Origin of the sequence: Pseudomonas sp. NFACC45 (assembly GCF_900113505.1) — a bacterium.
GTDB classification, from domain to species: domain Bacteria; phylum Pseudomonadota; class Gammaproteobacteria; order Pseudomonadales; family Pseudomonadaceae; genus Aquipseudomonas; species Aquipseudomonas tehranensis.
In genome coordinates, this window is sequence record NZ_FOPO01000013.1 from 1 (window position 1) to 24,896 (window position 24,896).

Annotated in this window: 22 protein-coding genes and 1 pseudogene; 15 read left to right on the forward strand and 8 right to left on the reverse strand. The window is 61.7% G+C overall.

Translation table 11 applies throughout. The features are described 5' to 3' along the window. Nucleotides 1-35: 35 nt before the first annotated feature. Entirely contained in the window at nt 36-983 is a 948-nt protein-coding gene (locus BM132_RS22680) for an IS110 family RNA-guided transposase (protein WP_092455084.1), read from the reverse strand. 361 nt (nt 984-1,344) lie between these two features. On the opposite strand from BM132_RS22680, the gene kdpF reads away from it, so the two are divergent. The 6 genes from kdpF to BM132_RS22710 all read left to right on the forward strand — a co-directional run bounded on the left by kdpF (nt 1,345) and on the right by BM132_RS22710 (nt 9,598). After that, a complete protein-coding gene (gene kdpF, locus BM132_RS22685; RefSeq protein ID WP_092397685.1) occupies nt 1,345-1,434 on the forward strand; it encodes a K(+)-transporting ATPase subunit F in 90 nt (29 codons plus the stop codon). Between the two features lie 8 nt (nt 1,435-1,442). Then, on the forward strand, nt 1,443-3,137 hold the full coding sequence (gene kdpA / locus BM132_RS22690) for a potassium-transporting ATPase subunit KdpA (RefSeq protein WP_092458897.1): 1,695 nt from the start codon (nt 1,443-1,445) through the stop codon (nt 3,135-3,137). A 10-nt stretch (nt 3,138-3,147) separates the two neighbouring features. Next, nucleotides 3,148-5,202: a potassium-transporting ATPase subunit KdpB gene (kdpB, locus tag BM132_RS22695; protein WP_092458899.1), complete on the forward strand. Its 2,055-nt coding sequence runs from the start codon at nt 3,148-3,150 to the stop codon at nt 5,200-5,202. 227 nt (nt 5,203-5,429) lie between these two features. Next, nucleotides 5,430-5,975 (forward strand): potassium-transporting ATPase subunit KdpC, encoded by a 546-nt coding sequence (kdpC, locus tag BM132_RS22700; RefSeq protein ID WP_092458901.1) that lies wholly within the window; start codon nt 5,430-5,432, stop codon nt 5,973-5,975. Between the two features lie 208 nt (nt 5,976-6,183). Further along, nucleotides 6,184-8,835, forward strand: a complete 2,652-nt coding sequence (locus BM132_RS22705) for a sensor histidine kinase (protein WP_092458903.1) — start codon at nt 6,184-6,186, stop codon at nt 8,833-8,835. 64 nt (nt 8,836-8,899) lie between these two features. Beyond that, nucleotides 8,900-9,598, forward strand: a complete 699-nt coding sequence (locus tag BM132_RS22710; protein ID WP_047226338.1) for a response regulator — start codon at nt 8,900-8,902, stop codon at nt 9,596-9,598. Between the two features lie 123 nt (nt 9,599-9,721). On the opposite strand, the gene BM132_RS22715 is transcribed toward BM132_RS22710, so the two are convergent. Further along, nucleotides 9,722-10,759: a patatin-like phospholipase family protein gene (locus BM132_RS22715; protein ID WP_047226339.1), complete on the reverse strand. Its 1,038-nt coding sequence runs from the start codon at nt 10,757-10,759 to the stop codon at nt 9,722-9,724. Nucleotides 10,760-10,967: 208 nt separating this feature from the next. Between BM132_RS22715 and BM132_RS22720 the strand changes: the two genes are divergently transcribed. From BM132_RS22720 to BM132_RS22730, 3 genes are all read left to right on the forward strand, one after another. After that, complete coding sequence (locus BM132_RS22720) at nt 10,968-11,258, forward strand: hypothetical protein (protein ID WP_039588883.1); 291 nt, start codon at nt 10,968-10,970, stop codon at nt 11,256-11,258. Between the two features lie 107 nt (nt 11,259-11,365). Beyond that, a complete protein-coding gene (locus tag BM132_RS22725) occupies nt 11,366-12,127 on the forward strand; it encodes a CHAD domain-containing protein (RefSeq protein WP_092458905.1) in 762 nt (253 codons plus the stop codon). A gap of 232 nt (nt 12,128-12,359) precedes the next feature. Further along, nucleotides 12,360-13,157 carry an acyl-CoA thioesterase gene (locus tag BM132_RS22730; RefSeq protein ID WP_092458907.1) on the forward strand — a complete coding sequence of 266 codons (798 nt, stop codon included), beginning with the start codon at nt 12,360-12,362 and terminating at the stop codon, nt 13,155-13,157. A gap of 8 nt (nt 13,158-13,165) precedes the next feature. Here BM132_RS22730 and BM132_RS22735 read toward each other — a convergent pair. The 3 genes and pseudogenes from BM132_RS22735 to BM132_RS22745 form a co-directional block, all read right to left on the reverse strand. Further along, nucleotides 13,166-13,384 (reverse strand): annotated as a pseudogene (locus BM132_RS22735) (terminase); the annotation flags it as partial. A gap of 294 nt (nt 13,385-13,678) precedes the next feature. Then, the gene (locus BM132_RS22740; RefSeq protein WP_092458909.1) at nt 13,679-15,160 is read right to left on the reverse strand and encodes a methyl-accepting chemotaxis protein; all 1,482 of its coding nucleotides are present in this window, start codon (nt 15,158-15,160) and stop codon (nt 13,679-13,681) included. Nucleotides 15,161-15,369: 209 nt separating this feature from the next. Next, a complete protein-coding gene (locus BM132_RS22745) occupies nt 15,370-16,176 on the reverse strand; it encodes a TatD family hydrolase (RefSeq protein WP_092458911.1) in 807 nt (268 codons plus the stop codon). Between the two features lie 235 nt (nt 16,177-16,411). On the opposite strand from BM132_RS22745, the gene BM132_RS22750 reads away from it, so the two are divergent. From BM132_RS22750 to BM132_RS22760, 3 genes are all read left to right on the forward strand, one after another. After that, nucleotides 16,412-17,833 (forward strand): MltF family protein, encoded by a 1,422-nt coding sequence (locus BM132_RS22750; RefSeq protein ID WP_092458913.1) that lies wholly within the window; start codon nt 16,412-16,414, stop codon nt 17,831-17,833. 100 nt (nt 17,834-17,933) lie between these two features. After that, nucleotides 17,934-18,368: a DoxX family protein gene (locus BM132_RS22755; RefSeq protein ID WP_092397707.1), complete on the forward strand. Its 435-nt coding sequence runs from the start codon at nt 17,934-17,936 to the stop codon at nt 18,366-18,368. A 251-nt stretch (nt 18,369-18,619) separates the two neighbouring features. Beyond that, complete coding sequence (locus tag BM132_RS22760; RefSeq protein WP_092458915.1) at nt 18,620-18,928, forward strand: hypothetical protein; 309 nt, start codon at nt 18,620-18,622, stop codon at nt 18,926-18,928. 38 nt (nt 18,929-18,966) lie between these two features. Here BM132_RS22760 and greB read toward each other — a convergent pair whose 3' ends face one another. The 3 genes from greB to BM132_RS22775 are packed head-to-tail and all read right to left on the reverse strand — an operon-like array spanning nt 18,967 to nt 22,686. Then, nucleotides 18,967-19,464, reverse strand: a complete 498-nt coding sequence (gene greB / locus BM132_RS22765) for a transcription elongation factor GreB (RefSeq protein WP_092458917.1) — start codon at nt 19,462-19,464, stop codon at nt 18,967-18,969. Between the two features lie 34 nt (nt 19,465-19,498). Then, nucleotides 19,499-22,003 carry an ABC transporter permease gene (locus BM132_RS22770; protein WP_092458919.1) on the reverse strand — a complete coding sequence of 835 codons (2,505 nt, stop codon included), beginning with the start codon at nt 22,001-22,003 and terminating at the stop codon, nt 19,499-19,501. Beyond that, complete coding sequence (locus BM132_RS22775; protein WP_092397715.1) at nt 22,003-22,686, reverse strand: ABC transporter ATP-binding protein; 684 nt, start codon at nt 22,684-22,686, stop codon at nt 22,003-22,005. The genes BM132_RS22770 and BM132_RS22775 overlap by 1 nt, the downstream gene beginning before the upstream one ends. Nucleotides 22,687-22,696: 10 nt before the next feature. Here BM132_RS22775 and BM132_RS22780 point away from each other — a divergent pair, with 10 nt between their 5' ends. The 3 genes from BM132_RS22780 (at nt 22,697) to BM132_RS22790 (ending at nt 24,867) form a co-directional block, all read left to right on the forward strand. Continuing rightward, the gene (locus tag BM132_RS22780; protein ID WP_092397717.1) at nt 22,697-23,302 is read left to right on the forward strand and encodes an arylesterase; all 606 of its coding nucleotides are present in this window, start codon (nt 22,697-22,699) and stop codon (nt 23,300-23,302) included. A gap of 56 nt (nt 23,303-23,358) precedes the next feature. Further along, entirely contained in the window at nt 23,359-23,652 is a 294-nt protein-coding gene (locus BM132_RS22785; RefSeq protein WP_047226351.1) for a hypothetical protein, read from the forward strand. A gap of 243 nt (nt 23,653-23,895) precedes the next feature. Next, entirely contained in the window at nt 23,896-24,867 is a 972-nt protein-coding gene (locus tag BM132_RS22790; protein ID WP_047226352.1) for a L,D-transpeptidase family protein, read from the forward strand. Nucleotides 24,868-24,896 lie beyond the last annotated feature (29 nt).

The following is a 24,896-nucleotide window of genomic DNA, read 5'->3' on the forward strand; positions in this document are numbered from 1 at the left end:
CCCCTGTGGGAGATTCTATGGTTGAGGGGAAGCCCTCAAGCCGCTTTTGGTTGGTATTCGCTTTGCCCTTTCAGCAGAGCGAATACGATCCGGGCAAGCTTGCGAGCCAGCATTACCAACGCCTGAGTGGTAGTGAAACCGCGAGCTCTTTGCTTTTCATAGAAGCCTTTCCAAGCAGATGTGCGACTAGCCGACATGGCGGCATTGTGCAAAAGCCGGCGTACTTCCGGGTCGCCTCGTTTACTCAAGCTGCGGCGACCGTCTTTTTGTCCTGATTTCGACACTCGCAAATCCATTCCCAAGAAGGCAATGAAAGCATCTGCGTTTCTGAAGTCGCCCCGCTGAAATGCCGTAAGCAGGCGGGCTCCGGTTAGAAATCCAATGCCCTCAACTTGCAGGCAACGGTTCAACTGACCCAGCAAACCGGCATTCTTCAGATGATCCTTGATCGTCTTCTCAATCAATGTCTCAAGCCTTTGCATGGCTGCAATTTGTTCGGCGAAAGCGGTCTTCAGCAGCGGCTCGTTAGCCCAGCTTTGTACCAGGGCCACTCGAGCCTGAACCAAGGCTGCACGACGGCGGAAAAGGCTCAGCAGCTGGCGATACAGCGGGGATGGCGGGGTCCAGGGGTGAAGCTCATGCCCTTCGTTCTTCAGGTAACGAGCCAGCAACTTGGCGTCCAGCGCGTCGGTTTTGGCGCGGATTTTTACGCCTTCGCGGTAATGATGCAGTTCATAACCGCCCACCATGTAGATCTCGCAGCCAGCCTCATAGGCCAGATCAGCGAATTCCAGGTGATAGATATTGGTCGACTCAATGGCTACAGCGACGGGGCCCGGCAATGCTTTCAACCACTTTTTGATGGCCGCTTTGTTGTTGGGAATCGCCTCCAGTACATCAAGTTCGGCGTGATAGATCACCAACTCGTTCTTGGCGACATCCACGCCCACAATCGGCTTTGTGACAGAAACCGGCATTGCCATTGAAAATTCTCCGGGCTAAGGTTTGAACACTTGAAGGGTTCACCCAGAGGCGCAGGCTTGTTCCTATCGTCGGTTTAGGCCAGATGCATTCTTTATCGGCGCTTGGGTGAAAGGAGGAGGGGCGAAATCTCCCACGGTCTGTACTGCGCCTAACAGTCAGAATCGAGCCTTGTCCCTCCTCCTCCCTTCAAGTCCTACCATACAAGCGAGCCTGCTCGCGATGAGGCCCGCCCAGCCAACCACAAACCCCTTTTTTACACATTCTTTATCCCCCAACCCCTCTCTCGATCTCGTTCCTTTACACCCTCCCTGCCGACAATCACTCCACACACGGCATGACGCCGTACCACGGAGAAATCCCATGAGCCTTCTGGACGGGGTGTCGCTGTTGTTGGCAGCGGCGCTGTTCATTTATCTACTGGTTGCGCTGTTGCGCGCGGATCGGAACTAGGAGTGGTTATGCACGGTTATGACTACGGGCTGATCCTCGCCTTCTTTGCGCTGGTGCTGATCCCCGCACCGTTCCTGGGGCGTTTTTACTACCGGGTGATGGAGGGCCAGCGCACCTGGCTTTCACCTGTTCTTGGCCCGGTTGAGCGTGGTTGCTATCGCTTGGCCGGCGTCGATCCTGCTGTGGAGCAGAGCTGGCAGAAATATACCCTGGCTCTGCTCGCCTTCAACCTGGCCGGTTTTTCATTGTTGTTCGCCATCCTGCTGTTACAGGGGCATTTGCCACTCAACCCCGAAAAAGTGCCGGGTATGGAATGGACTCAGGCATTCAACACGGCGGTGAGTTTCACCACCAATACCAACTGGCAGTCCTACAGCGGTGAAGCGTCGTTGAGCTACCTGAGCCAGATGCTTGGCCTGGCCGTGCAGAACTTTGTCAGCGCTGCCACCGGCCTGGCCGTGCTGGTGGCGCTGTGTCGCGGGATCGGGCGCAAATCCGCCGCGACACTGGGTAACTTCTGGGTCGACATGACCCGCGCCACCCTCTACGGATTGTTACCACTGTGCCTGTTGCTGGCCCTGTTTCTGGTGTGGCAGGGCGTGCCGCAAACCTTCGCGCACTATGTGCACGGGGTGACGATGCAGGGCGCGGACCAGGTGATTCCATTGGGCCCGGCCGCCAGCCAGATCGCGATCAAGCAACTGGGTACCAATGGCGGCGGCTTCTTCGGCGTCAATTCGGCGCATCCCTTCGAGAACCCGACGGCCTGGAGCAACCTGTTCGAAGTCGCGTCAATCATCCTGATTCCTGCGGCGCTGGTGTTCACCTTCGGCCACTACGTCAAGGACCTGCGCCAGAGCCGGGCGATCATCGCCTGCATGCTCGCACTGTTTCTGATCGGCGGCGCCACGTCGTTGTGGGCCGAATCCCAACCCAACCCGGCGCTGAACAATGTGGCCGTGGAGCAGACCGCGCCACTGGAGGGCAAGGAGGCGCGTTTTGGTACCACGGCCACGGTGCTGTGGTCCGTCACCACCACGGCGGCATCCAACGGCTCGGTCAATGGCATGCATGACAGCCTCAACCCGCTCAGCGGCATGGTCTCGCTGGTGAACATGATGGTTGGCGAAGTCATTTTCGGCGGCGTCGGCGCGGGACTCTACGGGATGCTGCTGAACGTGCTGATCGCGGTGTTCCTGGCTGGATTGATGATCGGTCGTACCCCGGAATACCTGGGCAAGAAGCTCGCTGCCAGGGAAGTGCAACTGCTGGTGGTGACCCTGTTGGTCATGCCGGTGAGCGTGCTGGGGCTGGGGGCCATTGCTGCCAGCCTGCCCGGGCCTGCTGCAGCGGTGAGCAACCCTGGCGCCCATGGCTTCAGTCAGTTGTTGTATGCCTACACCTCGGCGGGTGCGAACAACGGTTCGGCCTTCGCCGGTTTTGGTGCCAACACACCCTTCCACAATCTGATGCTGGGCCTGGGCATGTTGATCGGTCGTTTCGGCTACATCCTGCCGGTGCTGGCCTTGGCCGGTAGCCTGGCGCTGAAGAAAACCGCGCCGATCGGCCCGAACAGCTTTCCGACCCACGGCCCGCTGTTCGTGACTCTGCTCACCGTGACCATCCTGTTGGTGGGCGGCCTGACCTTCCTGCCGACCCTGGCCCTTGGGCCGATTGCCGAACACCTGAGCCTGGGTTTCTGAGGATCTGATGATGAATATGCCAATGAGCAAAACCGTCGTCGCCAAGGCGCCGGAGCAACCGAAAACCGCGATCTCGGCCTTGTGGCGGCCAGCGCTGGTGCAAGCCTTCGTCAAGCTCGATCCGCGTCAGTTGCACCGCGCCCCGGTGATGCTGGTGGTGGAGCTGACCGCGATTCTCACCACGGTGTTGTGTTTCGTTCCGGACAGCAGCGTGCCGACTTTTGTCGCCGCGCAAATTGCCCTGTGGCTATGGTTCACGGTGCTGTTCGCCAACTTTGCTGAAGCCCTGGCCGAAGGTCGCGGCAAGGCCCGGGCAGACAGCCTCAAGGCCGGTAGCGAGGGCCTGAGCGCACGCCGCCAGACGGCCAACGGCTTTGAGGTGATACCCGCCACCCGCCTGCGAAAGGGCGACGTGGTGCGTGTCGAGGCAGGGGAGATGATCCCCGGTGACGGCGAAGTGATCGAAGGCATCGCAGCAGTGAACGAGGCGGCGATTACGGGCGAATCGGCCCCGGTCATCCGCGAATCCGGCGGCGATCGTTCAGCCGTCACCGGCAACACGCGCCTGGTTTCCGACTGGCTGCTGGTGCGTGTCACCAGTAACCCCGGCGAATCCACCCTGGACCGCATGATCGCCCTCGTCGAAGGCGCCAAACGCCAGAAGACACCCAACGAAGTGGCGCTGGATATTCTGCTGATCGGCCTGACGCTGATCTTCCTGTTGGTGGTGGTGACGCTGCAGCCGTTCGCGCATTTCGCCAACGGTAATCTGCCGCTGGTGTTTCTGGTGGCGCTGTTGGTGACGTTGATTCCCACCACCATCGGCGGGCTGTTGTCGGCCATCGGCATCGCCGGGATGGATCGACTGGTGCGCCTGAACGTGATCGCCAAGTCCGGCCGCGCCGTGGAAGCGGCGGGGGACGTGCATGTGCTGATGCTGGACAAGACCGGCACCATCACCTTCGGCAATCGTCGCTGTGCCGCGGTTCACGCCGCGCCTGGCGTGAGCGTCGAGGCGTTGAGCGAAGGTGCGCTATTCGCTTCGTTGGCCGACGACACAGCGGAGGGCAAGTCCATCGTCGAGTACCTGCGGGGTTTGCATTCGCAACCCGAGCCGGGCCTCGAACGGCTGACCGCCGTGCCGTTCAGTGCCGAAACCCGATTGTCCGGTGTCGATTATCAGGGCCGGGTGTACCGCAAGGGCGCCGTGGATTCGCTGCTGAGTTTTATCGGCCTGTCGAAAAGCGAACTGCCACCTGCCCTGGCGCGGGAGGTGGACAAGATCGCCCAGAGCGGCGGCACTCCATTGTTGGTGTGCGTCGACGGCAAGCTGCTGGGGGCGATTCATCTGAAGGACGTGGTCAAGCCCGGTATCCGCGAGCGCTTTGCCGAGCTGCGCAAGTTGGGGATTCGCACGGTGATGGTCACCGGCGACAACCCACTGACCGCCGCCGCCATTGCTGCCGAGGCCGGCGTCGATGACGTGCTGGCCGAGGCCACACCGGAGAAAAAACTGGCGCGCATCCGTCATGAGCAGAATGACGGTCGTCTGGTGGCCATGTGTGGTGACGGCGCCAACGATGCGCCGGCCCTGGCCCAGGCTGATGTGGGTATGGCGATGAACGATGGCACACAGGCGGCGCGAGAGGCAGCCAACATGGTCGATCTGGACAGCGATCCGACCAAGTTGCTGGACGTGGTGCAAATCGGCAAGGAACTGCTGGTGACCCGTGGGGCCTTGACGACGTTTTCCATCGCCAACGACATCGCCAAGTATTTCGCCATCCTGCCGGCGCTATTTGCTTCGATTTATCCACAACTGGGTGTGCTGAACGTGATGCACCTGAGCAGCCCGCAAAGCGCGATTCTGTCGGCCATTGTGTTTAACGCGTTGATCATCGTGGTGCTGATCCCGTTGGCGTTGCGTGGCGTGCGGGTGCAGGCCGCCAGCGCGGCGGCGCTGCTGCGGCGCAATCTGTTGATTTATGGGTTGGGCGGGATCGTGGTGCCGTTTGTGGGCATCAAGGCGATAGACCTGTTGCTGACGGCGTTGGGGTTGGTTTGACGTAGTGATCGAGATGCACCGCTGAAACGCCGCACCGCCCCGCTGGATGTAGGAGCTGGCGAAGCCTGCGATCTTTTGATCTTGCTCTTTCGCTTCAGGCTCAATTGGCAAGGAAAGATCGCAGCCTCGTTGCACTCGACAGCTCCTACAGGCCCAGCGGGAACGAGTTCCCTCGCCACAATGTATGCCTGGAAGTTAACTGTTTTTCGGATTCGAGGATTTTTGAGATGTCCACTCTGATACGCCCGGCCCTGAGCCTATTGCTTCTGATGACCCTGATCACCGGCGTTGCGTACCCCTTGCTGGTTACGGGCGTGGCGCAAGTCGCCTTTCCCGCCCAGGCCAACGGCAGCCTGATCGTTGATGCCGACGGCAAGGTTCGCGGCTCCCGCTTGATCGCCCAGGATTTCCAGGGCGATGCCTGGTTCCATCCACGTCCATCGGCGGGTGCTTTCGCTACGGTAGCCAGCGGCGCCAGCAACTTTTCCCCGAGCAATCCGGCCCTGGCCGCACGGGTGATCGAGGACGCCCAGGCATTGCAAGTACCCGATCAAGGCCCGGTGCCGCTGGCGCTGTTGACCACCTCGGGCAGCGGACTGGATCCGCACTTGCCACCGGCAGCGATTGCCTATCAACTGGCGCGTGTCGCCGCCGCACGCCATCTGCCGGTGTCGACCGTGCAGCAACTGCTCGACACTCACATCGAGCAACCGCTGGTGGGGCCGCCGGTGGTGAATGTGCTGGCGTTGAACCTGGCGCTGGAAAAACTGTAGACCCCTGTGGGAGTGGCACTGTGAGAGCAACGTCTGTGGGAGCAAAGCTTGCTCGCGATGAAGATAACGCGGTTCCGCAGTTGAACCGTGTCGTCCTTATCGCGAGCAAGCTTTGCTCCCACAAGGCCTGCTTTTCCACAGGGCTTGCTCCCACAAGGACTCGCTCCCACAGGGCGTTTGATCAACATATGAAAGAGAACCCGAACACATGAGCGACTCCGGCCGCGCCGACGCACTGTTAGCCAAGCTGCCCCGTAACGATCGTGGTCGGCTCAAGGTTTTCCTGGGTGCGTCGCCGGGTGTCGGCAAGACCTACGCCATGCTACAGGCGGCCCACACGCAACTGCGCCAAGGTGTCAGGGTGGTCGCCGGCGTGGTGGAGACTCACGGCCGCAGTGAGACTGAGGCGCTGCTCGGCGGTCTGGTGCAGCAGCCGCTGGTGCGTTCGGAGTATCGCGGTGTGATGCTCGAGGAAATGGACCTTGATGGTTTGCTCGCGACTCGACCGGCCTTGGTGCTGGTGGACGAACTGGCCCACAGCAACGCGCCCGGCAGCCGACACGCCAAACGCTGGCAAGACATTCAGGAGTTGCTGGCCGCCGGCATCGATGTCTACACCACCGTCAACGTCCAGCACCTGGAAAGTCTCAACGATCAGGTGCGCGGTATCACCGGCGTGCAGGTTCGCGAGACGCTGCCCGACTGGGTCCTACAAGAGGCCGATGAACTACTGTTGATTGACCTGCCACCGCGCGAGCTGCTGGAGCGCCTGCGCGATGGCAAGGTGTATGTGCCGGAACAGGCGCGCGCAGCGATCGATGCATTTTTCAGCCAGACCAACCTCACCGCATTGCGTGAGCTGGCCATGCAAACCGCCGCGGCCCAGGTGGACAACGATCTTGCCCAAGGCTATCGGCAACTGGGCCAGGCGGCTCCGGCGGTGCGGGGGCGATTGTTGGTGGGGGTCGACGGTGATGACCAGGCCGAGCGTCTGGTACGCCACGCCAGCCGTGTCGCCCAGCGTCGGCATCTTCCCTGGAGCCTGGTACACGTGGACAACGGCAGCACGCGGGACGAGCCGTCGCGTCAGCGCCTGCAAAATGCCCAGCAACTGGCCGAGCGCCTGGGCGGGGAAGTGGTGCTGCTACGGGCCGGTGAAGTCGCCAGGACCCTGATCCAGCACGCCAGCGAACGTCGCGCCACGCTGGTGCTGGTGGGACAGTCCAGACGGCGTCTGCGCCGGCGGCTGTTCGGTGGTGGCTTGGCTTCGCGTTTGCTGCGCGACGCCATGGGGCTGGAAATCAACGTCCTGGACCGCGATCAACAGCCCCCGGCGGCCCGCGTGCGTTCAAACGCCGTCCTGAGCGGTTTCGACTACGTGCTGGCGCTGTTGGCGACGGCGGCGGCCAGTGCGCTGGCTTGGGGGGTCTCCGGGCTTCTTCCCTTGCCCAACATTTCCCTGGTGTTTCTGATGGCGGTGTTGCTGGTGGCGGTTCGCAGCAGCCTCGGCCCGGCGCTGGCCTGCGCGGCGCTGTCGTTCCTGGCCTATGACTTTCTGTTCATCCCACCGAATTTTTCCTTCACCATCCAGCGTGAAGAAGACGTGCTCACCCTGGTGTTCTTCTTGCTCATGGCCGCCCTGACCGGCAATCTTGCGGCGCGCCAGCGACGTCAGTTGCAGGCGCTGCGCGAGACCCAGCAGGAAACCGGCGAGCTGCTTGACCTGTCCCGTAAATTGACCGCCGCCACCGACCGCCAGGCGGTGATCAGCGCCGCCGCGCAACACCTCAACGGTTGGCACGACCTGCAACTGTGCCTGCTCAACCGTGACGGCCAGGGCGGCTGGAAGGTCGAGACGACTGAACCGTTGACTTTCACCGAAGCTGAACGCGCGGCCGCCGATTGGGCTTGGCAACACGACCAACCGGCCGGCGCCGGCACCGGGACACTGCCGTCTGGACGCTGGTGGTGGTGGCCGTTGTCGACAGAGGAGGGCCCGCTGGCGTTGCTGGGCGTTTGCCCGAAAGAAGGCAAGCCGTTGAGCGGCCAGCGGCGTCGTCTGTTGGCGGCCCTCAGTCAGCCACTGGCGCAGGCCCTGGCTCGGGCGCAACTGGCCCAGGATCTGGAAGCAGCGCGCCTGCACGGCGAAACGGAGCAACTGCGCAGTGCGTTGTTGGCGTCGGTGTCCCACGATTTACGCACGCCGCTGACCTCCATGCGCGGCAGTATCGACAGCCTGTTGGCGTTGGGAGAGGCGATCCCGCTGGCCGATCGCCGCGAACTGCTGGAAGGCACCCGTGATGAAGCTGAGCGCCTGGATCGCTATATCCAGAACTTGCTGGACATGACTCGTCTCGGCCATGGGGCTCTGAAGCTGGCGCGGGACTGGGTATCGCCGGCCGATATCGTCGGCAGCGCGCTGAGCCGGCTGCGGGCGGTGCTGGCACCGTTGACGGTGGGCATCGAAGTGCCTGCCGAGCTGCCGTTGTTGTATGTTCACGCGGCGCTGATCGAACAGGCCTTGGTGAACGTGCTGGAGAACGCCGCACGATTTTCACCGACTCACGGGCGACTGCTGCTGAGCGCAGGGGCGACAGACAGCGAAGTGTTTTTCGCCGTGGCCGACGAGGGGCCCGGGATCCCTGAAGAAGAGCGCGAGAAAATCTTCGACATGTTCTATACCGCTGCGCGCGGGGATCGTGGTGGGCAGGGGACGGGGCTGGGGCTGGCGATCTGTCAGGGGATGGTCGGTGCCCATGGCGGGCGGATCAGCGTGGACACCGGCCTGGACGGACGCGGTACCTGCATCACCCTGCACCTGCCATTACAGACACAACCGGGCCTGGACGATGAAGCCTGAGCGGCGCTGGGTTACTCTCTTTTCATCTGATTGCCTTTCCACCTGATTGCATTGAACGGACTTCATGAGCCAGACCGCGACCCTTTTGGTCATCGATGACGAACCGCAGATCCGCAAATTCCTGCGCATCAGCCTGACCTCCCAAGGCTACAAGGTGCTCGAAGCTGGCACCGGCGCCGAAGGCCTGGCCCAGGCGGCGCTGAACAAGCCCGATTTGCTGGTGCTCGACCTGGGCCTGCCGGACATGGACGGCCAGCAGGTCCTGCGCGAGTTTCGCCAATGGTCCACGGTGCCGGTGCTGGTGCTCTCGGTGCGGGCCAGCGAAGCGCAGAAAGTCGAGGCGCTGGACAACGGCGCCAATGATTACGTCACCAAGCCGTTCGGCATTCAGGAGTTCCTGGCGCGCATTCGTGCCTTGTTGCGTCAGGCCCCGGCAGGCGAGGCGCGGGAAGCGGCGCTAACGTTCGGTCCGCTGACGGTGGACCTGGCTTATCGCCGGGTCCTGCTCGATGGCACCGAAGTGGCCCTGACCCGCAAGGAATACGCCGTGCTGGCGCAACTGGCGCGCCATCCTGGGCGCGTCATTACCCAGCAGCAATTGCTCAAGGATATTTGGGGCCCGACCCACACCGAGGACACCCATTACCTGCGAATCGTGGTCGGTCATCTGCGGCAAAAACTGGCCGACGACCCGACCCGACCCCGGTTCATTGCGACCGAGGCGGGGGTTGGGTATCGGTTGTTGGGGGAGGGTGGGCTTTGAGTTTTATGCTGGCTGAACTGTCGCCATCGCGAGCAGGCTCGCTCCCACAGGGCATTGCTTACCGCAGATCAATGTGGGAGCGAGCCTGCTCGCGATGAGGCCCGCACAGCCACCCGAGACCTTTCAATTCTGCTCATTCTCATACCGGTCCAACGTATCGCTGGCGATCTCCCGCCCAAGGGCGATCAGTTCCGGTGCCTTGTAGAACTCAAAAAACCGACACACCCGTTTCGGCACGTTGATCAGCACATCCGGTGGATACCCGGCGATCTTGTACTGGGCCAGGGACGTCTGCATCACCTCGAAACTCTGGTTGATCAAGTCCAGCAGCGAGGCCGGGCCAACGTTGTCGATGATGAACGAACCGGTCGCTGATTTCGGCGCACCTTCGGACTCCGGCGCGGCGGCCGGTTGCTGGCCCTCGGGCTCGGCGGATTCCAGCCATGGGTTGATTTCGGCGGCTTCGGCCTTTAACGCTTCCTGTTCCAGCAGCAGCAACTGCTCGGCTTGCTTGCGCCGGAACGGCAGGCGCGAGCCCAGGGAACTGACGAGGGTGTCGAAGCGACGTTTGAACGCTGCGGGGCGCTGGATGACCGGCAGTCGGTACTGTTTCTGGTTGGTGGCGTTGAGGTTGACCGCAATGATCAGATCGCAATGGCTCGACACCACTGGCACGATGGGCAACGGATTGAGCAGGCCGCCATCCACCAGCATGCGGTTGCCTTGCATCACCGGGGTGAACAGGCTGGGAATCGCCGCCGAGGCGCGCATTGCCTGATGCAGGCAGCCTTCCTGGAACCAGATTTCCTGCTGATTGGTCAGGTCGGTGGCCACGGCAGTGTAGGGAATACGCAGGTCTTCGATATTGAGTTCGCCGACGATCTTGCGAATCTGCCCGAAGACTTTCTCGCCGCGAATCGCCCCCAGGCGAAAGCTGACGTCCACCAGCCGCAGCACATCCAGGTAATCCAGGCTTTCGATCCAGTTACGGTAGTCATCGAGCTTGCCCGCGGCATAGATCCCGCCCACCACGGCGCCCATGGAGCAACCGGCAATACAGGCGATGTCATAGCCACGGCGTTCGATTTCTTCGATCACCCCGATATGGGCGTAGCCCCGGGCGCCACCCGATCCCAGTACCAATGCGACACGTTTTGTCATGACCCGACCTCTTGTCAAACAGACTTTAACAATGCACTTATCGACGGCTGGGCTCAATCGTTGTGGCACAGGTGTCGTTTTTTGATACGCCGCGCCGGCATTTGCGTATGCTCGCCCACACTTGAATTTACGCGGTCGGGCATTGGCACTTTTTGCGGGCTGGACCGTCTTACTTGCACGACTGTTGACCTGACTTGAGGTGTAATTGATGAAAGCCCGGATTTGTCTGCCCCTGGTGGCATCCTTGATGGTGTTGGCCCTGGCCGGTTGTGCCGGCAAGACCGCTTACCGCGACAGTTGCGGCAGCCAGCTCGACAGTGCCTGGCGTGAACTGGACCTGGCCAAGGCCGAAGGTTTTGCCGGCACTGTGAGTTACTCCAAGGCCTTGTCGCTGTTGACCGGCGCCAAGACTCAGCAGCAGTTCGAGGCATTTGAGGGGTGCACCAAAAAGGCCGAGAAGGCCCGTTTCTACATTCGCGAATCCCGTGCAGGACGATAAAAGCAGCGGCAAGCGCTAAGCTGCAAGCCACAAGAGGGGCATGCGACGCGCCCCTCACGTGAAGCTGTACAGCTTGACCCTCAATGCTGCGTACGGAGTACGTCCCCATGATTGATCGGCTGGTGGCCCGGATACTGGGCCTGGAAGTCCGGCTGCTGGCTTGTCAGGCTCGCCTCAATGCCCATACCGACAGTGAAGCCTTGCATGACCTGCGGACCACGGTTCGCCGTTTGCGCAGCTTGCTTCGTCCGTTGCGCGGGTTGCCCGGTGTCGAGCAACTGGAAACGGCGGCTTCGGCGGTCGGCGCGCTGACTACGCCCCTGCGTGACCGGGAAGTGCTGGCCGCCTACCTTGAGCAGCACGGCAAGATCGAAGCCGCGCGGCGGCGCCAGGTGCAAATGGCCGATGCTTATCCCGCCGTTGCCGGCAGCCCGGAGCTGGCGCAATTGCTGATGGTGCTTGATGCTTTCCCGCGCTTCATTCGCGCGGCGCAACGTCAGGACCTGCTTAAAGGTTTGCGCAAACGCATCGAAAAGCGTCTGGACAAGCAATGGAAAAAACTCGGTGAAGCCTTGGACGATCCGGCCCATGATCGCCATCGTTTGCGGCTGCTGATCAAGCGCGTGCGCTACGCCATCGAAGCCTACCCCGAACTTGACCGCCTGCCCGACGCGGCCATGCCACGGCTCAAGTCCGCCCAAGGCGCACTGGGGGACTGGCACGATTGCTGGCAATGGCTGGCCAGGGCCAAGCAGGAAAGCGACTTGCAATCCTGCGTGCCGGTCTGGCTCAGCACCATGGAAAAGGCCGAGGCCAAGTCCGATAAAGTGCTCGATAAACTCGTTGCCAGTTGCTTCAAAAAATCCTGAGTCCAGCACATACCCCTTGTGGGAGCGAGCCTGCTCGCGATAGCGCCGTGTCAGTCAACAGTTATTCAAGCTGACTCACCGCTATCGCGAGCAGGCTCGCTCCCACAGTAGATTGGCGGGGGTTGGGATGCCGCGGCCTATCTGCCAGTCTCTTTGGCCAGAATGAGCGCTGTGCCACCCGTCTGGGCTGGTTAAGATTCCTGCATCTTTTTCCCATGTTTTTGAGGTTGTCATGCGCTTTTCCGATTTGATCGATGCCGTGCGCCGTCAGCCAGAGGCTGTGACTATTGCGCCTGAATGGGGTCAGGGGCGCGCCAGTTTTGGCGGGCTGGTGGCGGCGCTGCAATATGAAGCGATGCGTGCGCGGATTCCGGCGGATCGCCCGGTGCGTTCGCTGGCGATTACCTTCGTCGGGCCGGTAGAGGCCGACGTGCCCGTCAGTTTCGAAGTCGACGTATTGCGTGAAGGCAAGGCGGTCAGCCAGGTATTGGGGCGAGCGGTACAGAACGGTCAGGTAGTGACCGTGGTACAAGGTAGCTTCGGCGCCTCACGCTCCTCCGTGGTGGCGGTCCAGGCCGACCCCGCGCCTGAGTTCAAAAGCGTGGAGCAATGCCAGGAACTGCCCTACATCAAGGGCGGTACGCCGGAATTCATGCGTCACCTGGCGCTGTGCTGGAGTGTCGGTGGCCTGCCGTTTACGGGCAACAAATCCCGCAGCATGGGGGGCTGGGTGCGCTTGCGTGGTGATGTCAAAGAGGAGCCGCTGAACGAGGGGCACATCCTGGCATTGGTCGATGCCTGGCCTCCGGCGCTGCTACCCCATCTCACCCAAATGGCACCGGGCAGCACGCTCACTTGGACCATTGAATTCGTCCAGCCACTGCTGGAACTCACGACACTGGACTGGTGTAAATACCTGGCCGAGATCGAGCATGCCCAGGACGGCTACGGCCATGTCGCCGCCAGGTTCTGGAGCGCTGATGGTCGCTTGATCGCCATGAGCCGGCAGACGGTGACAATTTTCGGCTAAGGCTCTTCATGACCGTGGCACTGCAACACGAGTGCGGCAATCATGCCGAGAGAGCCGATGGCGACATTGGCCAGGCTCAGGCTGAATACCCCCGATACCATCAGCAAAAACGCGACGATGAACAGCGGTACGGCAATCTGCTGCAACACCGGATTGCTCGGGTGACCATGATGGTCAAGGCAGGTGCGCCATTGCCAGGCCGGGAAGTGGGGGTGACGTTTGCCCATGATGCTGATCCTTGAGTTCGCTAAACCGAATAACCCAAGGGTAGGCCCAGCCGGGCAGCGCGACGAATCGCGGTTGGCTATCGACGTGATAGGTGGCCATAGCCTTTCACCGACGGACTGCTTTTTTTGTGGGGGAGGGGATTTATCCCCGCTGTGGGAGCAAGGCTTGCCCGCGATCCAGGCGCCGTGTTCCCCAGGGAGATCACATCGTCTTCATCGCGGGCAAGCCTTGCTCCCACAGATAAACCCCAGGCCGCAAGCGTTCTGCCAGGCAGCTCAACAGACTGCGGGGCCCTAAAGCTTGAGCTGCCCGATTGCCTTGTTCAACGCACCGGCCAATGTCGCCAGCTCATGGCTGGTGGTGGCCGAGTCCACCGTCTGGCGCACGGTATTTTCAGTGACGTCACGAATGCTCACGACCGCCCGGTTCATTTCTTCGGCAACCTGACTTTGCTGTTCGGCCGCCACAGCGATCTGGGTGTTGCTCTCGCGCATCTGTGCCACCGCCCCGGTGATCTGCTCCAAAGCCTCACCGGCTTCCCGGGCCTGTTGCACGCAATCGTCGGCCTTGTAGGAGCTTTCCTGCATGAAATCCACCGCGTCCCGGGTTCCGGCCTGCAAGGCCGAGACCATGGTGGTGATTTCATCCGTGGAGGTTTGTACCCGCTTGGCCAGGTTGCGTACTTCGTCGGCCACCACCGCAAACCCGCGACCCATTTCCCCGGCTCGCGCCGCCTCAATGGCCGCGTTGAGGGCCAGTAGATTGGTTTGTTCGGCGATGCTGTGGATCACGCTGACCACGCTGTTGATCTTCTGGCTGTCTTCGGCCAGGCGCTGGATCATTTCGGCGGTCTGCTGCACACCGCTGGACAGCCCGGTGATCGACTGTTGCACCCGGCTGACCACTTCGCGGCCATTGCCGGCCAGGGTATCGGCGGTTTTCGACAGGTCGCGGGTGGCGCCGGCATGTTGGGCGATGTGATAAACCGTGGCAGACATCTCGTTGATCGCCGTGGCCGCCTGATCGGTTTCGCTTTGCTGGCCGAGCATCCCGTTGCGAACATCGTTCATGCTCGATGCCAGGCGTGCTGCACCGCTGTCCAGTTGCCGGGCAGTGCTGGCAACGGTGTCAACCACACGTTGATAGCCGGCTTGCATGGCATTGAAGGCCGCCGCCATCTGGCCCACTTCGTCCTTGCAGGCCAAGGGGACGCGGGCGGACAGGTCACCGGTTTTTTCCACGTGCAGCATCACATCCTTCAGGGTGTTGAGCTGGCTGAGCAAAAACCGGATCAGCAGCTGCGATGCGCCCAGCATGGCCAGCATCAACACGAACACCGCCACGGCGTATTGGCTGAAGCGTTCCCTGAACACCTGACTCAGGCTTGCGCCTTGGGCCAGCACGGCGAGCTGTTGGCCGTCACCGGCACGGATCACGTCGGCGCCCAGCAGTGGATTGTCGCCCAACAGGGGGCTGGCCGAGAGCGCTACCCAGCCGTCTGCCTCTGCCAATGAGGGTAATGATTGATCGTTGAACATGGGGATCTGGCCACGCTGGAATGCCAGCAGGTGATCGGCCTTGGGCAATGGCTGCCCGGCAGGCCAGGCAGTGAGCAAGCGTGCCTGGGCCTGGGCGTTCGTCTGGGCCGCATGGTTGCGCGCCTGTTGTTCAAGCTGCACCGCGTAGAGTACGAGCAGCAAGGTTGTGACAAAGGCGACCGCATTGACCGCCCAGAATTTGTATTTCAGTGAGATATTGCTAAGCCAGGCACCCATGGAAGGTCTTCTCTGATAGCGGAAACAGTTTTGGCAAGGTGCCATTATTGTGCCGCTACTCAAGGCCAGGGGTGTTGATATGGGTCAACAGACAACGTCTATCTCCTGTGGGAGCGAGCCTGCTCGCGATGACGGTGGATCAGCTTGCATATAGGCTGGCTGATACACCGCCATCGCGAGCAGGCTCGCTCCCACAGGGTCTTATTGGGTCAGAGGAGGGTGGGCAAGCCGAAGAACGCGCGGGCACAGGCGGTGCTGTGGGCGGCCAGGTCTTCCTGGCTTTCGCCCCGGTGCAAGGCAACTTCGCGCAAGGTTTCTGTCAGGTAGGCCGGTTCGTTGCGACCATTCTTGGGTTTTGGGCGCAGCGTGCGAGGCAACAGGTACGGTGCATCGCTTTCAAGCATCAAGCGAGTGTGAGGAATTTCCCGTACCAATGGATGCAAATGGGTGCCCCGGCGCTCATCGCAAATCCAGCCTGTGATGCCTATATGCAAGTCCAGGTCTAGATAGCTGAACAGGGCTTTTTTTTCACCGGTAAAGCAGTGCACCACCGCTGCGGGCAATTGGTCGCGAAAATTCCGCAGGATTTCCAGCAGGCGCTGATCGGCATCACGTTCGTGAAGGAAGACCGGCAATTGCAACTCCACCGCCAGGGCGAGGTGTTCTTCCAGGACTTTTTCCTGCTGCGGGCGCGGGGAGAAGTCCCGGTTGAAATCCAGCCCGCATTCACCCACTGCGCGGACGCGGTCTTGTTTCAGCAGGTCTTTGAGATGCCGGGCGCTATCGGCGGTCCAGTCGCTGGCGCTATGAGGGTGAATACCGGCGGTGGAAAACAGCCGCTCCCCAGTGTCATCGAGGCGCTGGCACAGCTCAAACGCCTGCTCACTGCCCTCGACACTGGTACCGGTCAGGACCAGTTGGCAGACACCGGCTGCATAGGCGCGCTCAAGCACGGCCTCGTGTTTGTCGGCAAAACTGGGGTTGGTCAGGTTGACGCCGATATCGATGAGTTGCATGGTGCTACCTCGACCCAAAGGCCGCAAAGCATATCAGAGCTGTAGATTTATAAGAAAAGCCAAGAACTACAACGAGTTGAGGCTGTCTGTTGAGGCCGCCAGACCGGTTGGGTTGGTATAAACGCCAGCACTGTGCCAGTCTCTCGCACTTTTCAGCGCCCCAGGTGCTCTGTTTCTGTCGACCCCAGCTTCGATATTTCAAGGCTGCGGGCCGCGGTATCCTTTCGGAGAGTGGATGACACGTCCCCAACTGTTGCTGCTGCTGTGTTGTTCGCTGTTGCTGCCGATGCCGGTCGAGGCGCGGCTGCCCGGCCCGGTACAGGTGGTAGCGCCAACTACGGTGCGCGACCTTGCGCAAATCCGCAGCAGCCGGGTCCTGAAGGTACTGGTCAACCAGAGCCGCAACAGCTCTGGCGAAGTCAAGGGGCAACCCATTGGCGTCGAATATCATCGGTTACGTGCCTTCGAGCAATACCTCAACGGCCACGCTCGGGATGACCAGAAAATCACCCTCAAGATCATTCCCAAGGCCAAGGATCAACTGCTGGGCGCCTTGCAGCGCGGAGAAGGCGATCTGGTCGCGCCCGGCGAGTTGCTCGAGCCCCTGGCTGGCCTTGCGGTCAGCGCCAGCAATCCGATTCGCACCGACGTGCCGTTGCTCCTGGTGGGAGCCAAGGGCCAGCGGCGCTACACACGCGTAGAGCAACTGTCGGGCAAGACCCTGGCCCTGCCCAACGGTAGCGCCGCAGGGGAGGCCCTGAGTCAGATCAACCAGAAGCTGGCACTGCGTAAATTACCACCGGTGAAGATCGAGTGGGTCGACCCGACCCTGGCGGTGGAAGATGTACTGGAAATGGTTCAGGCCGGGATTTTCCACCTGACCATCGTCGAGCAGCCCATCGCCGAACGCTGGAGCAAAATCCTGCCCAAGCTGCGTTTCGACCGGCAGGTGCTCATTGGCGAGCCGGCTGACGAGTATTGGTTTGTTCGTCGTGACGCCGCCATGCTGCGAGCGAGCATCGACCGCTTCCTGACGACCTATAAGGCACCGTCCAATCAGGACGCCGCGTTTCTGCGCATCTATCGCCGCTTGTACCGGGTTCACTATCCGCTGGCCCGTGCCAATCGCCAGCGTCTTGAGAAACTGCGCCCGGTGCTGCAAAAACATGCCACGGCCCAAGGCATGGATTGGCTGAACCTAGCGGCGCTGGCGTTCAAGGAGTCTTCCCTGCAACCCAATGCCCGCAGCGGCAGCGGCCCTACGGGCCTTATGCAGATTACCCCATCAGCCGCCCAGAGGGTCGGGGTGCGCAACATCCAGAACCTGGACGCCAACGTGCAGGCTGGCGCCAAGTACCTGGCCTTGATACGCCGAAAGTTTTTCGCCAGCCCCAAGCTCAACGAGCGCGAGCGAATGGCCTTCGTCCTGGCCGCCTACAACATGGGGCCTGAGCGCGTCCAAGGCATGCGGGCCGAGGCCAGACGGCGGGGGCTCAATCCCAATCAGTGGTTCTTCCAGGTTGAACGCATCGCCATGGAGCAGGTGGGAATGGGCGCAGTAAGCTACGTTAATAGTGTGAACAAATACTATCTGGCGTTTGATCGTGAACGGGAGTCGTTGGAGCCCAGGGAGCAAAAGGTTGTTGTGCGTAAATGATCGAGTAAACTGATTGGTATTACGGATTTTTTCCGCTTTTATCATGCATTTTGTTGATTAATATAGCGGCCAACCCCACTTATCCCAAGGAATGAACCTAATGAGCACTTTCATCAACAAAGTTCTGTTTACCCGAGCTGGCTATGGCCTGACTGTCCTGCGCATTGTTGTCGGGATCATCTTTGCTGCCCACGGCGCACAGAAACTCTTCGGTCTGTTCGGTGGCTACGGCCTGACGGGAACGGCGCAGTGGATGGAAAGCATTGGCCTGACCCCCGGTTACCTGATGGCGACATTGGCCGGCGGAACCGAGTTTTTCGCCGGCTTGGCCTTGATCATCGGCCTGCTGGCCCGTCCAGCGGCGTTGGGACTGGCCTTCCTGTCGCTGGTGGCGATTTTCTCCGTGCACATTGGCAACGGTCTGTTCATGGCCAACAACGGTTATGAGTTTGCCCTGGCTTTGCTGGCAGGCAGCGTTGCTGTGCTGATCGAAGGTGCAGGCAGGCTGTCGGTCGACCAGGCCATCGCCCGCTGATTGCGACCTGAATCATCAGAGGCCCGTCTGGAACGGGCCTTTTTTGTGCGCGCAGATTCTTGACACTGCCCGGTCAGCTTCTCTAGGATGCCGCTCATGCGCCGATTTAAACAGCTACTTGCGGGGCGCCAGGTGACTCATTCAGTCACTGATAGAAGCCGGTCACACGGGGCTTCGAAATACCGCTAAAGCGCTGGTTCGGTGTTGCCTCTCACCTGCCATGCAGACTTTTGAGGCAGAGACACGACACGATGAACGCACCCAGCCCCCTTGTACGTCTTGCGCCGATCACGGCGAACCTTCTGCAACGCAATCCAAAAATCCTTCTGGGCGGTACTCACCAGCCCACGCTATTGCGCTATCTCGACGGCTGGCCGCGACGCAACCACGGGCCGGCGGCGTTCCTTATTCAGTTTGTCGAAGACGGTGAGTCGTTGGCGCGTTTTGCCGACGACAGTTTCGATCTGGCAGTCATCCAGTCGCCCAATGCGGCGGATGCCCCCGAAATGATCCGGCAATTGACCCGCGTGGCTCGGCAGGGGCTGATTACTCGCCGTTGAGGCGAGCAATCCTTGTCAGGGCCCAGCGGGTGAAGCTTTTATAGGTATTCAATGTGGGTGACATATAAAAGCTGTTCCCCGGCGGGCGTTTGAACCTTGATCTCAGCATCCAGCGCTTTACCGATCAACGCCCGCGCCAAGGGCGAGTCGATGCTGATGAGGTTCTTTTTCAGGTCCAGTTCGTCGGGGCCGACGATGCGATAGCGAGACGCTTTGCCGTCCTCATCTTCAACCGTGACCCAAGCGCCGAAATACACTTTGTTCGGGTCGCTGGGTTTTTCACTGACCACCTTGAGGGCTTCCAGGCGCTTGGTGAGGAAACGCACGCGGCTGTCGATCTCCCGCAGCATTTTTTTACCGTAGGTGTACTCGGCATTTTCCGATCGATCCCCTTGGGCCGCTGCCTCGCTGACCGCTTGGGTCACCTGAGGGCGGCGCACATGCCACAGCTCATGAAATTCGGCGCGCATCCGCGCCTCACCCTCGGGGGTGATCAGCGCAGTGCCGGCGGTGCGGGGTGGGCGATAACGGCTCATGGCAACTTCTTGTGGTGGCGAAGCCGGGAGTCTATCAACCCTCGCGCAAGACTGTCAGCGGGCTCGCGTTGAGCGCTCGACGCGTGCCGAACACACCGGCTGCCCCGATCAATAACGCTCCCACCAGCGGCAGTACCAGCAACCATGGATGCGGATGCCAGGGCAGGTCGAACGCGTAACGGTAAAGCACCAGACTCACCAGTTCCGAACCCAGGGCCGCGAGCAAGCCGCTGACCGCTCCCAGCAGCCCGAACTCGATGCGCCGGGCCTTAACCAACAAGGTTCGTTCGGCACCCAGGGCGCGGAGCAGCGCACCCTGGTGGATCCGTTCATCGAGGGTGGCTTGCAGGCCGGAGAACAGCACGGCCATTCCCGCAGCCAGTACAAACAGCAACACATATTCCACGGCCAGGGTGACCTGGGCCAGGATGCTGCGCAACTGCTCGAGCAGGGCTTCGACTTGCAGGATCGTCACCGCTGGGAAGGCCCGGGACAGGTCGACAATCTGCTGGTCGTGGCCCGCCGCCAGATAGAAGCTGGTGAGATAGGTGGCCGGTAGATCCTTCAGCGTGCCGGGTTGGAAGATCATGAAAAAGTTAGGCTGGAAGTTGTCCCAGTTGATTTCTCGCAAGCTGGTGACCTTCGCCTCGCGATTGACGCCGCCCACGTTGAAAACCAGACGGTCCCCCAGCTGGATCTTGAGGTTCTCGGCCACCTTGCCTTCTACCGAAACGCCCGGAATATCGTCCGGCGGTTGCTGCGGCCACCAGGTCCCGGCCGTGACGACGTTGCCCGCCGGCAGGTCCGCAGCCCAGGTCAGGCTCAGGTCGCGCTGCAGGGCCCGGTCACCGGCCGAGTCCTTGGTGACAAACTCCTTGGCCGGCTCGCCGTTGATACTGATCAGGCGTCCGGGTACCACGGGGTAGAGCGGCGCCGATTGCGCCGACAACGCCAGCAGCTTGTCGGTGAAGGCCTGCTTGTCGTTGGGCAGAATGTTCAGGGCGAAATAGTTCGGGGCGTTTTTCGGCAACTGGTTTTGCCAGGTGTCCAGCAACTCGCCGCGCAAGAGAGCGATCAGCGCCATGGACAATAGAATCAGGCCGAATGCCAACGCCTGGCCGGCCGCCGCCAAGGGGTGGCGCAGCAACTGGCCCAGGCCTAGCCGCCAGGGTAACGAGGCGCGGGCCAGCATCCTGCGCAGGCTCTGGAGCAGCAGCAACAGCAGGCCGCCGAGCGCCAGCGCTGCAATCACGCCGCCGCCCAGCAGGGCGAACGTCAGGACCAGGTCCAGGCTCAAGCGCCACATGATCAGGCCAAGGGCACCCAGGGCGGCCCCATAGACCACCCAGGTGCTGGAAGGAATCGGCAGCATGTCCCGGCGCAAAACGCGCAAGGGGGGGACCCGTCCCAACGCGGCCAGTGGGGGCAGGGCGAACCCGGCCAAGGCCACCATCCCGGTGCCGATCCCGGCAACGGCCGGCAGCAGGCCACCCGGTGGGACGGTGGTGGGTAACAGGTCATGTAGCAGTGCAAACAGTCCCAGTTGGGCGACCCAGCCAAGCAGCGCACCACTGAGGCTGGCCAGCAGGCCCAGCACGATCAGTTGCAGGCTGAACAGCACCATGGTTTCCCGACGCGACAAACCCAGGCAGCGCAGCAGGGCGCTGGCATCGAACCGTCGGGTGGCAAAGCGGTTGGCCGAGAGGGCGACGGCGACGCCGGACAGCAGCACCGCCACCAGGCTGGCCATGTTCAGATACCGTTCGGCCTTGCCCAGGGCGCCACCGATCTGCCGGTTGCCATCGCGTGCATCCTGCAGACGCTGATTGGGCTCCAGGCCCGGCTTGATCAGGTCGCGGTAGGTTTGCAACGCTGGCGCCGGGCCGCGCCACAGGTCGCGATAACTGACGCGGCTGCCGGGCTGCACGACGCCGGTAGCGTCCAGGTCCTTGAGGTTGATCATGACCCGGGGCGTGAGGCTATAGAAATTGCCGGCGCGATCCGGTTCGTAGGTCAAGACGCGGCTCAGGCGCAAGGGCTGGTTGCCGACGTCAATGCTGTCGCCTATTTTCAGGTCCAGTGCCGTCAGCAGCCGTGCTTCAACCCAGGCCTCGCCAGGATTTGGTCGCCCGCCGGTTTCTTCCGGGGCGAACGGGGCAGGGGCGCTTTTCAGTTCGCCGCGCAGGGGGTAGATGTCATCGACGGCCTTGACGCTGGAAAGCTGAATGCCATTGTCGGTGGCCACGACGCTGGAGAACTCTACCACCCGGGCATGTTCGAGTCCCAGATCGGTGCCACCGCGAATCTGTTCGGGGCGGGCAGGCGAGCTGCCTTCGAGCAGCAGGTCGGCGCCAAGGAATTCGGTGGCGCGCATAATCATTGCGCCGTTGAGACGGGCTCCGAAGTAGCCGATGGCGGTACTCGCCGCCACCGCCACCAGCAGGGCGAAGAACAACACCCGCAGTTCGCCGGCGCGGGCATCGCGCAGCAATTGACGGACAGCGAGACTGAACAGGCGCAACAGCGGCAAGCGTGCCATCAAGGCTCCAGAGGGGCGACCATCTGGCCGGCTTCAAGTCGAATCAGGCGCCGGCAACGATGGGCCAGGCGTTCGTCATGGGTCACCAGCACCAGGGTCGTGCCGCTTTCCTTGTTCAACTCGAACAGAAGATCGCTGATGCGCTCACCGGTGTGGCTGTCGAGGTTGCCAGTGGGTTCGTCGGCAAACAGCACGTCGGGCTCGGCCGCAAAGGCACGGGCAATCGCTACGCGTTGCTGCTCGCCGCCGGAGAGCTGGCGGGGCGAGTGGGTCAGGCGCTGGCCCAGGCCGACCCGCTGCAGCAATTCCGTAGCGCGTTCGCGGGCATCCTGGCGACCATCAAGCTCCAATGGCAGCATGACGTTCTCCAGCGCATTGAGGCTGTCGAGCAACTGGAACGACTGGAAGACAAAGCCGACATGCTCGGCGCGGATCCGGGCCCGCTGGTCTTCATCCAGAACGCTGAGGGCTTGACCTGCCAGGGTCACTTCACCGCTGCTGGGCAGGTCGAGGCCGGCCAGCAGGCCCAGGAGGGTGGATTTGCCGGAGCCGGATGCGCCGACAATGGCCAGGCTGTCGCCCTTGTTCAGTTCCAGGCTGAGTTCGTGCAGGATAGTCAGTTCACCTTCCGCGCTGGGAACCACTTTGCTAAGGTCCTTCGCGGTGAGAATGCTTGAGCCCATGGAGAATCCGATGCGTGTGTGGTTTTTGAGTGCCGGCCTGGCCTTGATGTGCATGGCCCAGAACGCAGCGGCGGGTACGGTCCTGATCGTTGGCGATAGTATCAGCGCCGCTTTCGGCCTGGATACCCGGCAAGGTTGGGTATCCTTGCTCGAACAACGGCTCAAGGCCGAAGGTTTCGACGACAAAGTGGTCAATGCTTCTATCAGTGGCGACACCAGTGCAGGCGGCCAGGCGCGGCTACCGGCGCTGCTTGCAGCCCATAAGCCGGACCTGGTGATCCTGGAACTGGGTGGCAACGATGGCCTGCGCGGACAGCCACCAACACAATTGCAACAAAACCTTGCAGCGATGATCGACAGCTCCCGCGCCAGCGGTGCCAAGGTGCTGTTGTTGGGCATGCAGTTGCCGCCCAATTATGGGCGGCGCTACACCGATGCCTTCGCCCGGGTCTACAGCACCCTGGCCGAGGAGAAAAACGTGCCGCTGGTGCCATTTTTCCTTCAGGACGTTGGCGGTGTTCCGGGGATGATGCAGGGTGATGGCTTGCACCCGTCCGTCGCGGCCCAGGGCAAGTTGCTGGAAAATGTCTGGCCGACGCTAAAACCGCTGCTGTGACGCTTTTCTACAGGCGGGCTTTCGGCTAATGTGGCGCCCCCGATTTGGAGCCCCCGATGCCGCGTCCCGCCTGGTCCCTTTTTGCCTACCAACTGATCGAGCCTGACGAACAGCTGGACCTGTTCGCCTGCCAGGAAGTGCGGGTGCATCTGGTGACACGGCAACTGGAGCTCGGTGGCTCGGCCGACCGGACCCTGTGCGGCAGCCTGCTGCCGGCCCAGCCGCGCTGGTCGGCTGTTGATCGCAAGATATTCCAGGACCATCGCCTGTGTTCATTGTGCCGGGCGATACTGGAGTCCCAGAAGCGCGGCACCTCGCCGATCTGGCCGGAACTGCGGTTCGAGTTGTAATCCCCCTGATTCCCGGCATGTCCCTTGTGGGAGCGAGCCTGCTCGCGATGGCGGCGACACATTCAATATTAATGCAAGCAGGCCCACCGCTATCGCGAGCAGGCTCGCTCCCACAGGGCTCTATTTCGGTCTCTGGAAATGCTACGCATCGGACGCCTCATTGCCGCCCTCCCCGAAATAACGGGGGCCGGTGTACAATCACAGTCTTCATACCCTCTGTTCGACCTGCAAAGGATTTCCCGGATGTTGCTGCGCTTGCCTGCCGTCACCCGCTGCCTGTCTCTTGCCGCCCTGTGCATGGCTGGTCCCGTTGCCGCCCTGGAGCTGCCTCTGCCACCGCCAGGCGAAGACATTGTCGGCCAGGTGCAGGTCATCAAGGCCAAATACGAAGACACCTTCGCCGACCTCGGCACTACCTACGACCTGGGCTACACCGAGATGGTCGCCGCCAACCCGGGCGTCGATCCCTGGTTGCCGGGTGCGGGCACCGAGGTCGTGCTGCCGACCCGTTTCATCCTGCCGCCTGGCCCGCGCGAAGGCATCGTGATCAACCTCGCCGAGTACCGCCTCTACTACTTCCCCAAGGGCCGGAATGTGGTCTACACCTTCCCGCTGGGCATTGGCCGTGAAGGTTGGGGATCGCCGATCGCCCACACCAGCATCATTGCCAAGACCCCGAATCCGACCTGGACCCCGCCGGCCTCGATCAAGGCTGAGCATGCCGCCGACGGCGATCCGTTGCCGAACGTGGTGCCGGCCGGTCCCGATAATCCCTTGGGTCCGTTCAAGTTCACCCTGGGCACCCCGGGTTACCTGATCCACGGTTCGAACAAGAAGTTCGGCATCGGCATGCGCACCAGCCACGGCTGCTTCCGCATGTTCAACAACAACGTACTGCAGATGGCTGGCATGGTGCCGGTGGGCACCTCGGTGCGAATCATCAACGACCCCTACAAGCTGGGCGTGAGCGGCGGCAAGGTTTATCTGGAAGCCCACACGCCGCTGGACGACAACGGCAACCCGTCGGTGGTGGACAAGCACACTGCGGTGATCAACACGATGCTCAAGCGTGAGGACATCACCAGCAACCTGCGCATGGACTGGGATGTGGTGCGTGATGTGGTGGCTGCCGAAGACGGCCTGCCGGTCGAGATCGCCGTTCCGAATACTTCGGCACCCATGGTTTCCAGCGCGCCGATCGATCTGCAACAGTAAAAGCTGCCATAAAGACCCGCCGGCGTTTC